General features: G+C 51.2%; 10 protein-coding genes and 1 pseudogene. 2 read left to right on the top strand and 9 right to left on the bottom strand.

Translation table 11 applies throughout. From position 1 onward, the window contains the following. Together CSQ89_RS07735 and CSQ89_RS07740 are read right to left on the bottom strand one after the other, a co-directional pair. The coding region (locus CSQ89_RS07735; RefSeq protein ID WP_158228940.1) for a site-specific integrase at window positions 1–249 on the bottom strand (249 nt) is incomplete at its 3' end. Between the two features lie 269 nt (window positions 250–518). After that, the gene (locus CSQ89_RS07740; RefSeq protein WP_233202998.1) at window positions 519–2,672 is read right to left on the bottom strand and encodes a hypothetical protein; all 2,154 of its coding nucleotides are present in this window, start codon (window positions 2,670–2,672) and stop codon (window positions 519–521) included. Window positions 2,673–3,080: 408 nt separating this feature from the next. Between CSQ89_RS07740 and CSQ89_RS23795 the strand changes: the two are divergent. Both CSQ89_RS23795 and CSQ89_RS07750 read left to right on the top strand, forming a co-directional pair. Continuing rightward, window positions 3,081–3,188: pseudogene (locus CSQ89_RS23795) on the top strand (tetratricopeptide repeat protein); the annotation flags it as partial. Window positions 3,189–3,439: 251 nt separating this feature from the next. Then, complete coding sequence (locus CSQ89_RS07750; RefSeq protein WP_099405596.1) at window positions 3,440–4,081, top strand: DUF6904 family protein; 642 nt, start codon at window positions 3,440–3,442, stop codon at window positions 4,079–4,081. Window positions 4,082–4,351: 270 nt separating this feature from the next. Here the strand turns inward: CSQ89_RS07750 and CSQ89_RS07755 are convergent, their stop codons facing one another. From CSQ89_RS07755 to CSQ89_RS07785, 7 genes are all read right to left on the bottom strand, one after another. Then, window positions 4,352–5,170 (bottom strand): KilA-N domain-containing protein, encoded by an 819-nt coding sequence (locus tag CSQ89_RS07755; protein ID WP_099405626.1) that lies wholly within the window; start codon window positions 5,168–5,170, stop codon window positions 4,352–4,354. A gap of 151 nt (window positions 5,171–5,321) precedes the next feature. Further along, entirely contained in the window at window positions 5,322–8,081 is a 2,760-nt protein-coding gene (mobF, locus tag CSQ89_RS07760; RefSeq protein WP_099405597.1) for a MobF family relaxase, read from the bottom strand. A gap of 16 nt (window positions 8,082–8,097) precedes the next feature. After that, window positions 8,098–9,663, bottom strand: a complete 1,566-nt coding sequence (locus CSQ89_RS07765; protein ID WP_099405598.1) for a type IV secretion system DNA-binding domain-containing protein — start codon at window positions 9,661–9,663, stop codon at window positions 8,098–8,100. Next, window positions 9,660–10,070 (bottom strand): hypothetical protein, encoded by a 411-nt coding sequence (locus CSQ89_RS07770; RefSeq protein ID WP_099405599.1) that lies wholly within the window; start codon window positions 10,068–10,070, stop codon window positions 9,660–9,662. The genes CSQ89_RS07765 and CSQ89_RS07770 overlap by 4 nt, the downstream gene beginning before the upstream one ends. A 327-nt stretch (window positions 10,071–10,397) precedes the next feature. Next, window positions 10,398–11,069 carry a hypothetical protein gene (locus CSQ89_RS07775; protein ID WP_099405600.1) on the bottom strand — a complete coding sequence of 224 codons (672 nt, stop codon included), beginning with the start codon at window positions 11,067–11,069 and terminating at the stop codon, window positions 10,398–10,400. A 506-nt stretch (window positions 11,070–11,575) separates the two neighbouring features. Next, window positions 11,576–11,821 carry a hypothetical protein gene (locus tag CSQ89_RS22015; RefSeq protein ID WP_139023123.1) on the bottom strand — a complete coding sequence of 82 codons (246 nt, stop codon included), beginning with the start codon at window positions 11,819–11,821 and terminating at the stop codon, window positions 11,576–11,578. Window positions 11,822–12,874: 1,053 nt separating this feature from the next. Then, window positions 12,875–13,303 carry a hypothetical protein gene (locus CSQ89_RS07785; RefSeq protein WP_099405602.1) on the bottom strand — a complete coding sequence of 143 codons (429 nt, stop codon included), beginning with the start codon at window positions 13,301–13,303 and terminating at the stop codon, window positions 12,875–12,877. Between the last annotated feature and the right edge of the window lie 401 nt (window positions 13,304–13,704).

The following is a 13,704-nucleotide window of genomic DNA, read 5'->3' on the forward strand; positions in this document are numbered from 1 at the left end:
GAAGAAGAACTTCAAACCACAGATCGCAGCGTTCAGCGACGCCGGCGACGTTCCGTGGTCGACCAGATGCAGTTGGTAATTTCGTAGTTCCTCAACGCTGGCTGTCTCGGGAGATCGACCAAGGTACTTGGCAAATTGCCGGACTGCGCGAACGTACTGGGTTTGCGTCTTCTCGCCAAATTTCCGCATCCGCATGTCCTCGATCATGCGCTGGCGTAACGGGCTGATACTCGGATTCCGGGTTTCCATGGCTGGCTCCTGTCAGAACGAGGCGGGAATGCCTCATTTCCAACATCGGCAATTGCCAGCACGATACGAACCCCTTGCCTGCCAGAGCTGCGCGCTGCGGTTGAGCACGACCCCTACCGCGCGAGCGGTTTAGTCCTAGGGTTGTTTGCTGCCTGCCAAATTTAGCCACAGACTGTACGAAAAAGGCGTACCTATTTAGCATGGTGTCCCAAACACCAAAATGCTAGTTCTCGTACATGCTTGCTTATAGTTGTACGAAACCGTTCCATTTATGACCAAGTATAATTACTTCTAGCCACGCCAAGTTCTTTAAGAGCTTGCATCACAATATCAACACTAAATGTCTTATCTTCCGCATAACGATCTGCAAACGTCCACGGTAGGCAACCAGTTCCTGAAAATTGGCCTGAAGCTATTAAAATATCTTCCCTATATTTTTCAATAAATTTATCGACGTTACTTTTAAATTTTGCTCTGCTTATTTTCTTCAGAGATAAAAACTTTCGCTCCGCAAAACTGGTTTCCGCAACATCATGACCTCCGTTACCTCCAACGTAGGAATTTTGGGATTGAGATTTAATGGGTGTATGAGTAGCCTGCACTGACTTACTGATCGTTTGATTTTTTTCGCTTCGAAGATAAATAATTGCAGGTTCAAGGACTGGAAAAAGTATTAATAGCAGTCGATCATAAACAACAGGCCAGGTATAAGGTCCTTTTTCTCTTTTTCTAAATCCTTCTCTAACAATATTAGAAAAATTATTGAATTGAATCTGCTGCCTGTCAGTAAGCATAGGAGGGTATTTTTTTAGCGCCAACAAATAAAGTGGGTGAAAACATTTCGATTCCGCTATTTCATCCGAGCAGATATTCATAACCAACTGCCCCAACTTAGGTAAGCTTTGTCTCCCAGATTTGTGAAGTTTTACTATCTCAGTGAGTCGCAATAAAAGGCTACGTCCATTGAAAGTTCTAGAGAGATCAAGGGGGATATCTTTAATGAGCATCGCTTGTTGCCAACTTCGCTGCTCTTCACTCACTCCTCCATCAGCATATTGTTCTTCGTACCAGCACTTAAACCAGCTTCTTACCACTTTAGTTTCTGTCATGAACGAGACTTTTAACTTCCACTCAGCCTCTTCAATTTTCCTGGTTTCGTATGCTGCCAGCTTATCAAGTTGCTGATGATGGATTGCAACTTTCTGTAGGACTTGTGCTGTGGCCAAAGTCTCTAAATCAACCAGATCTGGGTGATACAACCAACATTTACCGGCATCATCTTCGCTCAGTAGCTTCTCCATATCGGCTACTGTCACTCGCCCGGAAAATTGGCTGAGATTAATCTCCATGCATGCTTGATCAACTTCCCGGATGCGAGCCAAGCGCTCAGGAGTAATTTTATTACTTACAGTAATCTCAACGAGTAAGGTTTGTACTGGCCACGGATTCATAGGTAAAGTTGTCCCTATCAAATCAGGGCGGATTTGACCCAGCTTCTTTTCAAGTTGGACATCCATTAACTGCAAGGTGGCAGCGTTCCTAGTTGCTGTACTGTTATGAACAATGCCTTCTCGGTCGATCATTTCTGCACTATAAGTAAGCTCGGGGACACGAATAAGCTTGATACGAGCCAATATACTTTTTGCCATGCGATGCAAAAGTGTTTCGCCACGCATCTCTGCCGGAAGAAATTCGAGCTCCTTATCCTCATGCCACCAATCGTAAGATTCGTCTGCTTGAGTAATAGCTGAAAGCTTTGCCTCCTCAATTTCATCAGACCAACATTTATTCCACTCTGCCTTACTTAAAAGGATGTTGATATGTTTACGTAGCTCTTCTGGTGCTAGCGATGCCAACTTTGGATCATCAATCCTCAAAGTGATAATTGCTCGTTTTCCATGCTCATCTGGCTCCACCTCTTCAGCAACCAAATAAACTAGTAACTCACGACCATCATCCAGCGTGAGTAATGCGCGGGTAATATCGATTGACTGGACTTTTTGAATCCTGACTCTTTCAGAATTTCGATTCGCTCTTCCCTCGTATTTGTAACCTGATACGCCCTTCATCGAAGCTAAGGCGGTACGTTTTGGTAATTCAATAACACCTTGTTCATACCACAAAGCAATTGACGCCTGACGAGCTGAAACCACCAGACAACTATCTTTTTCGGTGTTTTCTGGATGCCGAAAGTGGGGGCGTATTCTGCGTTCGTCACAACTTCGTGCCGCATTGATAGATTTTAGAGGTGCTTTGCAGAAACAACAGATACAACGCGAAGCTGCACCGCGGCGATCAGGTGTTAACTCGCCGACATGGATAGGCATATCGGTATCTAAATCTTTCGCCCAGACCATACGTTTGTCAGTAGAGTCAAAGCTGTAAAGGTTGCTGTCATTCTCGACTTGCCAATTGCTGGTCATCTGAGCGCTTTCATTTACACGGAAAAGCTGATGAAAACGCAATCCTATCCCGATTGTCACTTACCACCTCTAGCCATCAAAAGATATATAAACCTGGCCTTACATGTAGCTAGATCACATCAATCAAATTTGTCGCCGTAGCCCGTTGGCTGTGTGGCAAAGTTGATCAACACCGAGCCCCCTTAGTTGCTTCTATCACCCTATGCTTCTGCAAAGCATGGATCTGCCTGAACTTGGTCATATCCGGCCAGCCTCCCGCTTTTTTGGATTCCACTCACTGTTGATCAGTCATCTCCGCCGATTGGTCGGTAGTGGGCTTCTGAATGGTGCTTACGGGACTTTCGCATTAGGCTTGGCTGCGTTGTTTACTGAGCCAAGTAGTCCAGTCGATGCCGGTCGACTAACAGGTACTTACGCGCATTGGCAATCAGCGAGAAGGCCTTGGGCCCCGATCACCCAGCTGTAGCCCTCAGCCTGAACAACCTGGCAGTGCTATACAGAACCCAAGGTCAATAGGCCAAGGCAGAACCCTTGTACCAGCGTTCATTGGCAATTATGGATAAGGCACTAGGTATGTTGCCCTGCATTTCAAACTGGTCTGACCAGTTTGAAATGCTGGTCACTACATCTACGGCTGCTCCAATTGCTACCGGCTGGAGCGAAAGTTGCCGGGCGGGGTTCGCACCCGCTGAAAGTCCGTGGCTTTGCACTGCGCACAACACAAAGTACGTTAAGCTTGCGTCCTGGACTGGAAACGGAGCGCAAGCATGCTGGAGTATGAACTCACGCTACATCACACTGGCTTGACCCTGTGGGGTGACCGTGCAGCGCTGGAGCGCCTATATGGCTTCGTTGGCCATGTGGTGGATGAGAGCCATATCATCGAGGACAAGGAAGGCTTCGTCCTTGGCCTCTGCTATGACCTCCGCAAAGCTTTTGAAGGGCACCGCGAGAACCGTTGGCGTTTTGAGGGCACCGAGGACCAATGCCGCATCTACGGCGTCAAAATACTGTGGCCAGTGCTGCTGATCCAGATGTCTTTGCTGCGTCGTGCCATGGGGAGCATACCAACCAACCGGCACGATCAAGCGATCATGTACGAACTTGAGCATGTGGTGGAATCCGCGTTACGCGCCGCGACACCGGCCATGGCCGACGACGTGTTACATGCGTCGTTCCGGGCTGGCACCGCGTCCTATACCCACATTGAAACCCTGCTGGACAGCCGTTGTTACTACTTCATCAAGTTGCCCGCTAAGGAACGGCAGCACCTGCTTGCAAAACTGATGGAGACGTTCGATCCGGTTTACCAGTCGCTTGCCGAGGTCGGCGCGATCCTGCGGCCCGGCATTATTCCACCCAGTGCTTTTCAGGGAGGCCGTCAGGAATGGCCAGACTTCGAATGGTAGTGGGCGCCCAGGCTCCACCGTTTGCTCGTCTCGTTCAGTGGAATGAATGCCCTCCGCGAAAGGCACAGCGAAGCCGCACCATCAGGACGCACTGGGCGGGCGACAGGGCTACTCCCAAACTAGCCCCAAAACTCATAATTGTGTGCCTTTACACGTGTCAAAACCGACCCACACCAGCCGCTCCACTATGCGAACGCACCAAACTTAAAAGTTGTTCCCAACTTACTCTTTTAATTCGCTTGAATTCTTGATGGTTAAAGCATCAGTTGGCTATGGATTACCCAGTCGCTTGACGGTGCTCATTTCCACCAATGAGCGCATTTGCGTGATGGCGGTTCCATTCAGTTGTAACAGACGCTCTGGTGCAGGCAGACCCTGATGGATCAATACGGCGTTGATGCTCTCCAAGTTTGAAAGCACGACAAGTTGTTCCAGCGTAGCGGTATCTCGTATGTTACCGGGCTGATCTGGGTTGGCTTGTCGCCACTGCGCTGCTGTCATGCCGAACAACGCGACATTGAGCAGGTCTGCTTCGCTGGCGTAGACGACGACTGACTGCTTTTTGTTCAATACAGAAGGAATCAAACGCTCCTTGATCGCATCGGTATGGATGCGATAGTTGACCTTGGCAAGCGTACGCTGAAAGTTCCATTCCAGAGATGTTGTGAGCGCTTCTTCGTTCTTGAGCCGCTGAAATTCCCTAATCAGGTACAGTTTGAACTCAGGACTGAGCCATGAGCCAAACTCGAACGCAATGTCCTTGTGGGCAAACGTGCCGCCGCCACGACCGGCCTTTGCATATATGCCGATGGCGTCTGTTGCCTCTATCCACTTCTTCGGTGACAGGGAAAAGCTGTTTAGTCCAGCCTGGTTCTTAAACCTCTCGAATTCGAGAGGTTTAAATGCTGGGTTGTAAAGTTGTTCCCAAATGCCCAGGAATTCGATGGTATTGCGGTTGCGCAACCAACCATACAGGATGCTTTCATCGCCGAAGCGCTTCACCATGTCGGTGAGTGAAATATAGTCCTGCTCGTTACGACTCGTGATGGTCACGTCGGCGCCGTGCACGGTGATGGTACGGTTCTTCATTTGGGTCCAGTGGTGTCGGGAGAAGCGGATGTTTTCCTGCGCAAATCTGCCGCTGGCAAAATCACCCAGCATTCATCGCTATAAAAGAGAAATCATCGGATACGTAACATGGTGGTATGGGCCACCCGCCTGAGTTGCCAGAGGTTGGATCTCACTGCAACCTGTAATGGGTATCCTTGTACTTCAGGTCCAATGCAGCTTCCTTATTGGTGATACAGGCGATCGCTTTCGGCAGGTCCTTGATACTGTCCGTATAAATGCTTACTTGGTCCGTTGCCCTTGAGATGGCCACATAGAAGTTTTCACGGCTGGTGGTAAGACTTCGGGTGTTGATATCGACCAGAATGCCGTGTTTCGTCAAGCCCTGTGAACTATGTACGGTACTTACATAGGCATGTTCAGCGTGGAGCGGCTTGCTGCCATCCAGGATGATGGCGTGACCATTATCGAGCAGGATGTGGACCTGATCGCCGTCCACCATTTGGACTTTGCCCCGGTCACCATTGGCGATGTCCATGGCGGCATCATTGCGTGTAATGCGTACCAGGTCTCCGTGTGCTAACTCGATGCGTGATTGCTCGTAAACCGACAATTCGGCATGTTGTCTGGGGTTGATAAGATATTCACGGCCATCCTCTGAGGTGATGCGCAACTGATTGTGTTTTTCTATTTCCTGGACAATATAGTGTTGTCCCCGCTCCAACCCACTTTGGCGGTAATCACGTTCTGGCTGGATGACATTGCCCATCCGGAAGTGATGGGCGAGTTTTCGCTGGGCCTGCGTCATGTCTCGACGTCCAAGGGACCTGAAATCCCTGCCATAGCCTTCTAAACCCAGTTCTACACGTATCGCTTTATTGATGGCGATCCGATCGCTGTTAGTCCCGGTGACGACGAGCGTGTGTTCGCGTTTTTCCTTGGACAAGGAAGCATAATCCTTGGCAATCCGAGCATGGCGATCTCTCTCGTCTTCTATTTCCTGGACTTCGTTTTTGAGCTTTGCAATGCTCTCGTAAGTCTTTCCAACTGCCGCAAAATCCACCGCCTCTTTGAACAAGGGATTGTTCCGCTGACGCATGTTTTCTGTCACGAAAGCTGTCTGCATGCCTGCTTCCTGCAGCTGTTCGAAAGGACGGCCAGCCTCGATGGCCTTGAGTTGCATGACGTCACCCGACAGCACGATTTGGGCTTCATACTTCTCCACGACTTCCAACAAAGCTTCCATCTGACGCGCTGGCACCAAGCCAGCCTCGTCAAGCACGATGACCGATTTGTCTGACAGGGTTTTCTTCTCCGAGGCCAGGAAGCTGGCCAAGGTCTTGGCATTCAACCCATCCGCCTGTAGCCGCTTTGCCTGGGTAGAATAGGGCGCCAACAGAACAACCTGATAACCCGCCTTTTCGATTTCAGCGGTGGTTTGACGCATCAGATGGCTCTTCCCAACGCCAGCAGACCCTTGTATCCCGGTAATCCTATTTCGGGTTGTTAGCACCATGGTTGCAGCAGCACGCTGCCCTTCGTTCATGTCTGACTTGCGCAAGCGTTTCTCCGCTTTGGCTGCCGACAGGATGGGCAGCAGCGTGTTCCGGCCCTTGAACTCATGGGCCAGAATACGGCACTCTATTTGTACGGCTTTATCTGTCGTGTAGCGGGGTTCGGCCTGGACGAGTGTTCCCTTGGCAATGGCATTCGACACGTATGCTTGCGCTTTTTCTGCTTGCATGGTTTTCTGCTCAACCAGCCAAGCGACCCATTCATCCTCAGATTTCAGTTCAGGGGTTCTGCGCGCCTCAATGGCCATACTGTATTGCGTTTGCTCTCGTTTAAGCACGCCTGCCCGTACCGCTGCTTCGAGCTCCTCGCCGATCTCTACTTGGCTGGTATTGCCTACACCCCGCCGTAGGGCAGTAGTCAGCAACAAACTCTCGGTCATGATCGCCTGCCTTTCGGTTAAATGCTCAATGGCAAACTGCAGTGCTTCCTGCGCGCCAAGGTGCCTTCCTGCGGGTACATTTTGCATGCCATGCCGAGGGTCGTCGTAGTTGATCCCAGCTTTGGCACTCATCTCCTTCCAGCTTTGCTGAAGGACCAATCGATCCTCAACGGTCAACTTAACTTTGGCGTGGCGTGTTGCCAGCGCAATCACTTGCTTCTCCAAGCTACTGGCATCTGCCCGCGTCTTGTTACGCGATTCAAGTACTGCCTCTACCTCATTCGATCTTGTAGAAAAGACCTTCAGTTGGTCACGTGAAATGTGCGCGAGCTCAAAACCTCCTTCGGCATCAGTAGCTCGCAGCTGATAACCCATGGCGGTCAGCTTCACAGCCAAGGCTGACCGGTACATGGCGCCCATCACCTTGATGTTGTTGACCATGAGCTCGTTGGCGATGGCTCGCCATTTGCCATCCTTGCGCTTGGTCATATTGAACACAACCATGTGGGAATGCAGCTGCGGGTCCTTCTCCCTGCTTAACTGATGGTCATAGATCGCCATCACCATATTGTTGGTCTTCTCTCGAAGAATTTTCCCGCTTTGCTTGGTACGCGCGACGACCAGCGTCTCCAAATAATCAGCCACCTCGCATACAGCCTGTCGGTGGGCTTCCAATATCGCGGTATCACCGCCAATCAACGCCTGCATGCTGACACTCTTGGGAGCAGACAGCGTGAAATCCAGGCCAGGGCGATGCTCGACTGCGCCACCGAGTTTTTTGGGGATACTCTGTCCATTGGGTAACTCACCTTCGAGCAGACGTTGTGCAGTTGCCTGGATCACTTCTCCAGATAACCCAAGATCAGCAGCCCCCTTGCCGTACCACTGACCTACGCCCTCGGCGCTGTAGTAGTCATCCTCACCGGAGTAATAATGGGCCGCCTTCGTCGGATCGATGATATCGCCACAGCTCATCATGGTGGTGCTTCCACAGCTAACTGAGTTTGACTGATGGCCTCAGTACCAGCGCCGGTACCCGTTCTGGCAAAGACAACGGCGTGAGCTTGACCCTGGAAATCGGAAACTCGCCAGCAAGTGCGAGGTAACCTTGCAAATCAGGCAAGCCTTGGATTTCCGAGGGCATCACGATATCGTCCGGTTTCGTATTCTGCGACGATGAACGCCCAGTCCCGCCTTTTTCAGACTGACTTAGTGTTTCCCGTCGCCGATTCACTTCATGCTGACCGAGCGCCATACTCATGTCCTTCGCGGTCTGGCCGTCTGCACGGGCGCCACCAAGGACCAGTAGCGAACGAAAAACCGATCGGATGGTTTGGGCTTTTTCCCGCCCGTAGTTGTCGGCAAGCTGTGAAGTCGATTGCACACAGCCGACTATACGCAGACCGCGCTTACGACCCTTGGTTGCAGCAGGTTCCAGAGAAGGCAGTGCATCCAGCGATCCCAATTCATCCAGGTCCAGCCAGATTGATCGCTTTTCATCTTCTGGCAGGCTCAACACCGACGTACAAATGATGTCTGCCCAGGTCGAAATCAGTGGCTTCAACGCCTCTCGCATATCCTCCTGCCAGGTGATCCACAGGTTCCCGGCATTGGGGTCTGCCAGCCAATCACGAATGGAGAAGGGTCCCGGTTGCAGATGAAAATGTGGCTTGAGGTGATGTCCGATAATGAAACGGGCTGATCCAATGGCATCCACGGGTCCACTGAATACCCCTTCTGCGGGCGTCCCCTTCAACCAACCTGCTAAGTCTTCCAATTTCGCTACCGTCAGCCAGTTATGCATCTCCCGAAAGGAAGGATTGGACGGATTGGTTTGCATGACCTTTAACATGCCGCCTGCCAGCAACTGACGGGCGAATTCATTCCAACGCTGTGAAGCCGCATCCGGCGAATCGGGAATCACACTGGTCGCATAGCGCTCGCAGTCGTATTCGTTCTGGATTTCATTGAAGATGGACCAGCCCTGGCCACGGACATCGAAGGGATTAAGCAGCTTGTCACCAGGCAGCCAGAACTGCGACATCAGCTTGCCATCAGGATCAATCGCTGCAATGCGATCCTTATGTTCAGATCGCTGTATTTTCTTCGAGCGAAGCAAAACGCCATGCATCAACTCGGTGAGCGCCGTAGATTTACCCGTCCCCACCGCCCCTTGAATCAGCAGGTTCCTGTTCTCTAAGTGGGTAGGGAAGGGTACATCCGCGACAGTCACTTGCATGTCACCGGGTTCTTTCGTCAGTTTGGCCAATCTTCGCTGCTGCGCCATGGCAGAACCGCGTAGAAAACGACTGTACGCAGCGCCTTTGAAACCGGTGTTCATGATCAGATCAAGCTGGTTGGCCAACCACCAGCAAACAGGGATAGCTATGGCTGTGGGTATCCAAAGCCACGGATCATCAGGTGTGATATCGACTGCGTAATTCAATCCAACGAGAAATGGCTGACCGATCTCATACTGCAGTACGACAGCGCCCAGCCAAATAAAGATTGGCCCACCGAATCGAAGTAACAAACTTAGCCAGGCAAATTCCGAGTTCATAGATACCCGAACTCCTTCAATACTTCTTGAAAAGTTTTACGACTTTGGGGCGAGATTGATTTTTTGAACAAGGCTTCATCGAGTGCTTCCCAATCCAATTTGCCGGGTCTGTTTGGGGGTGAGGACTGACTCACTACTGGCGCAACAGCAGGTAGCCTTGCCACCTGCTCAATCAATCGTTCCACCTGTTGTGCCGTAGACAGATTGACAATGCCTCTGTTCAACAGACGCAGTTCTTCTGTCTGTTGATCCAGCCTTTCGTGTAGGGGCAATCTGCCAGGAACGTTTCCGCCAGAGATCAAATACCTTAGATAGTCTGCGTAATGAGTAAACCCTGCCCTACTCATATCCAGCAAAAAATCATCCTCAACTTGTCCAGACAACCTTAACGAATAAACTTTTGACATGGTGTATACGATGTAGACATTTAAACCAGTTAATAATCAATGTCTTATATATAAAATGTAGACAATGTAGACAGGTGTATACAGGTATATCCTTTTAATTCAGTGACTTACAGCCCGCGAAGCGGTGCGTGTGGTGTGGGTGCAAAATGGCACGAGTTAAGGGCACACAATTCGGGCATTTTGGGGCCGTTTTGGTGGGCGTCAGAGACGCCTACCAAGTGCGTCCATCTAGCGCGGCTTCGCCGTGCAACCGGCGGAGGATGGTGCAAGATTTGAGTCCCCAAAACTAAGTTCGAGGACGATATCGCATTAGACCTGCTCTACAAGTTAATCTGCACGACGCATCAATGGGCCAAGGTCAATTTCTGGATCTTTGTTAATAAACTTTCCTGCGCCTACATACTGGGCAATGGCGCTAACTTCATGAATTGCAACCCCATATTCAAATTTGACAGTAAAACCTACATACCATGTACCTAGTTTGGGTCCATCAAGGATGAGGTCTTTAAATAATTCCGGGTAGCCCTCTACTAGCTCATCCACTACTGGGTAAATCTCTAAAAACCCATCTTCTACTGGCTCAATCTTTTCAAAATCGTCCTCTTCTAATCCATATTCTTCTGGCGTCATAATGGCACCACATGCTCCGCACTCATCATATCCCGCACATGTATGCAGATAATTGCATCCTCTCGGGCATGCAAGCATTCGGGGGGTAGGTGAAGGCGGATACCTGCGGGCTAATTCTTCAACTACTTCTTGTAATGTCTCCGTCTGCATACGTTCGTCCAATGCGTAACGATAGACACCCTCCAATCCGACACCGGCAAGCAAGGGACTGACTGTGTCATGCGCGGGCAATTGGTTAACCAAATCAATGACTGCCTCCGAAATTACATGGCACGCTTCATCCATTGCCATCCCGTCAATGTGGGTCTCCCCGATTTCCAAATACACCTTACGTCGGGCTTCCAGTACTGCAATTTCTAGCAAGTTCATGGCATCACCTATGTAATTAGCCGATTAACATATTATACATATGTACCATATATATGCAATACATTTACAAACTATATTCGGAGTCATTACCTAAAATTCACCCTCCTCCTGTAGACCAATTGGGCCGCTTGCGGCCCTGCTGTTCGCCCCGTTCACTGACCTGTTTCGGGTCAGTGCCGATACCGGCCGCTTGGCCTAGCTGACTGGATTCGAAGAAATGGGGCGAACTGCCCTTTATCGCTTGCGCCCCTAGGGCGCTATACCCGACGCACGGAACGGTTACGCGGGCCGCGTAGGCCGGAAGATGGGGGAGCGGCGGCTTGCCGACGCTGGGGAAACCAGGAACAGGTTTCCCCTCTCAGGTTTGCGCCATTGCCTAGTTCAAGTTGTGAAGGAATGTACGAGTGAAGCCAGAGTGGGAATAGGCACAAGCGTTTGCGTAGTTGCCACTAGTCACCGAGGCTGAGTTGGTGGAAGCAAAGTAGGAGACCCACATAGCACTATCGCTACATGCCATCTACGGGTGGATCCAACTGTGTGTCGCCCGCATGGTTTGTGCTGCCCGCCATTTTCCCATGGGAAAATTTCCAGACCGTCATCCCGACACAGAGCGTTCGACGATCTTGGTGAGCAGGTGCTTCACGTATTTTCCCCAACAACCGCTTGTCTATTGATCCAAGCTGCCACTCGATTGCCGGCGGCATCCCGCTGGGCATCGCCAGCCCCGATTGAGAAGACAGCCATTTTCCCATGGGAAAATCTGCGGCCCCTTTCCGCAAAGTAAGGGGGTTCGATGTTATGGAAATGTGGAAGCACCACGAGCATGCAGCTCCACGATTTTCCCATGGGAAAATTTTCAGACCATCATCCCGACAGAGAGCATTCGATGATCTTGGTGAGCAGGTGCTTCACGTATTTTCCCCAACAACCGCTTGCCTATTGATCCAAGCTGCCATTCGATTGCCGGCGGCATCCCGCTGGACATCGCCAGCCCCGATTGAATAGACAGCCATTTTCCCAAGGGAAAATCTTCATCCCCTTTCCTCAAAGCAAGGAGGTTCGATGTTATGGAAATGCGGACACTTCACGAGCGTGTAGCCCGACGATTTATCCATGGGAAAATTATTAGATGGCTCCAGTTAGAAGAGGACAACGATCTTGGTACGGAGAGGCTTCACCACGTGTACCTAACAGTTGCAGACTCGTTGAGCCACGCGCTCACTTGTTTGCCAGCTGATCCCGTAGGACGCCACCCGCCACGTTCGGGCACCCCGCCATTTTCCCATGGGAAAATCTTCAACCCCTTTCCTCAAAGCAAGGGGGTTCGATGGTCTGGAAATGCGGAAGCACCACGAGCATGTAGCCCCACGATTTTCCCATGGGAAAATTTTTAGATGGCTCCAGTTAAAAGGGGACAACGATCTTGGTACGGAGAGGCTTCACCACGTGTACCTAACAGTTGCAGACTCGTTGAGCCACGCGCTCACTTGTTTGCCAGCTGATCCCGTAGGACGCCACCCGCCACGTTCGGGCACCCCGCCATTTTCCCATGGGAAAATCTTCATCCCCTTTCCTCAAAGCAAGGGGGTTCGATGGTCTGGAAATGAGGAAGCACCACGAACATGCAGCCCCACGATTTTCCCATGGGAAAATTTTCAGCCTACGCCATCGACAAGGAAGGGTTTGATGGCCTGGCCAAGTGGATGCATCTACGATTACACAAGGATCCCGCTGCCGGTTACACGCACCACGTTGGGGTACCCCACCATTTTCCCATGGGAAAATTTATCAGCGTTTCGCCAAACTTAAACCCGATGCTGGGTTGTCCGTAGGAAGGGTAAATCGGCCAGCGGCTTGTCGAAGTGCATCCTCACACTGGTACTTTGCTGCCGTTCCAATAACCGATAACGTTGGATTTGCGTCTCCAACTCGTGCCAAAGCCGACCGATCTCACCGCGGACCACATTGCTGTAGAGCGGTACTGGCATGTCTTCCAGCATGCTTTCTAACTCAATCACGAGTTTATTCAGTTGCCACAGCAGATCCAGGCCGGCCTCGCATCGCCCTACCTGCTCTCGTGTTGGGCGATACATCCTTGGTGGTTCCCAGGCAGGCGTCACGGGTTCCGGTGCTACGGCCTTAGCGCGTAGCTCCAACATGGTCAGAATGTGCGCACAGGTCGACTTTGCGACTGCTTGGCCCACACGCTTGTGTTCAACAGTATGTTGTTGCATCACGCGCTCCTCTCACCCTACTTGGTACCCTACCTGTTGCATTTGGTTGCGATAACGAAAGGCAGTGCCACGTCCACGCTCGCGAGCGCCTGCTCAGCGTGGCAACCCATCCTCTTGCTGGTGGGTGAGCCTCTGGGGTACAGGGGCAACGCCCCGTGGTGTTACTGCGCTGGTGGTGCTTGGTGATCATGGAAGTGTCCTTTCTCTTTGTCCTGTCTACCTGCTGGTTGGAGCCGCCTCGGCGCATGAGAAGTGGCAACCGAAGAGAGGGGATGGGCGAGACCGGAGGCCGCAGTGGAGCGGAACCACAGGTGAGCACCGAACGGGAGAGGATCACGGCGAAGCGAACGCTTCCCCTGTCCGCAGTTGTCGCTATGCGTCGGGAAGAGGCGGGCCAACGA

The organism is Chitinimonas sp. BJB300, assembly GCF_002735695.1.
GTDB lineage: Bacteria > Pseudomonadota > Gammaproteobacteria > Burkholderiales > Chitinimonadaceae > Chitinimonas.

What these genes read in the sequence shown, in the direction of transcription:
- CSQ89_RS07740 (WP_233202998.1), bottom strand. Translation starts at nt 2,672, where the DNA reads ATGACCAGCAATTGGCAAGTCGAGAATGACAGCAACCTTTACAGCTTT.
- CSQ89_RS07750 (WP_099405596.1), top strand. Translation starts at nt 3,440, where the DNA reads ATGCTGGAGTATGAACTCACGCTACATCACACTGGCTTGACCCTGTGG.
- CSQ89_RS07755 (WP_099405626.1), bottom strand. Translation starts at nt 5,170, where the DNA reads ATGAAGAACCGTACCATCACCGTGCACGGCGCCGACGTGACCATCACG.
- mobF (WP_099405597.1), bottom strand. Translation starts at nt 8,081, where the DNA reads ATGATGAGCTGTGGCGATATCATCGATCCGACGAAGGCGGCCCATTAT.
- CSQ89_RS07765 (WP_099405598.1), bottom strand. Translation starts at nt 9,663, where the DNA reads ATGAACTCGGAATTTGCCTGGCTAAGTTTGTTACTTCGATTCGGTGGG.
- CSQ89_RS07770 (WP_099405599.1), bottom strand. Translation starts at nt 10,070, where the DNA reads ATGTCAAAAGTTTATTCGTTAAGGTTGTCTGGACAAGTTGAGGATGAT.
- CSQ89_RS07775 (WP_099405600.1), bottom strand. Translation starts at nt 11,069, where the DNA reads ATGAACTTGCTAGAAATTGCAGTACTGGAAGCCCGACGTAAGGTGTAT.
- CSQ89_RS22015 (WP_139023123.1), bottom strand. Translation starts at nt 11,821, where the DNA reads ATGGGAAAATGGCTGTCTTCTCAATCGGGGCTGGCGATGCCCAGCGGG.
- CSQ89_RS07785 (WP_099405602.1), bottom strand. Translation starts at nt 13,303, where the DNA reads ATGCAACAACATACTGTTGAACACAAGCGTGTGGGCCAAGCAGTCGCA.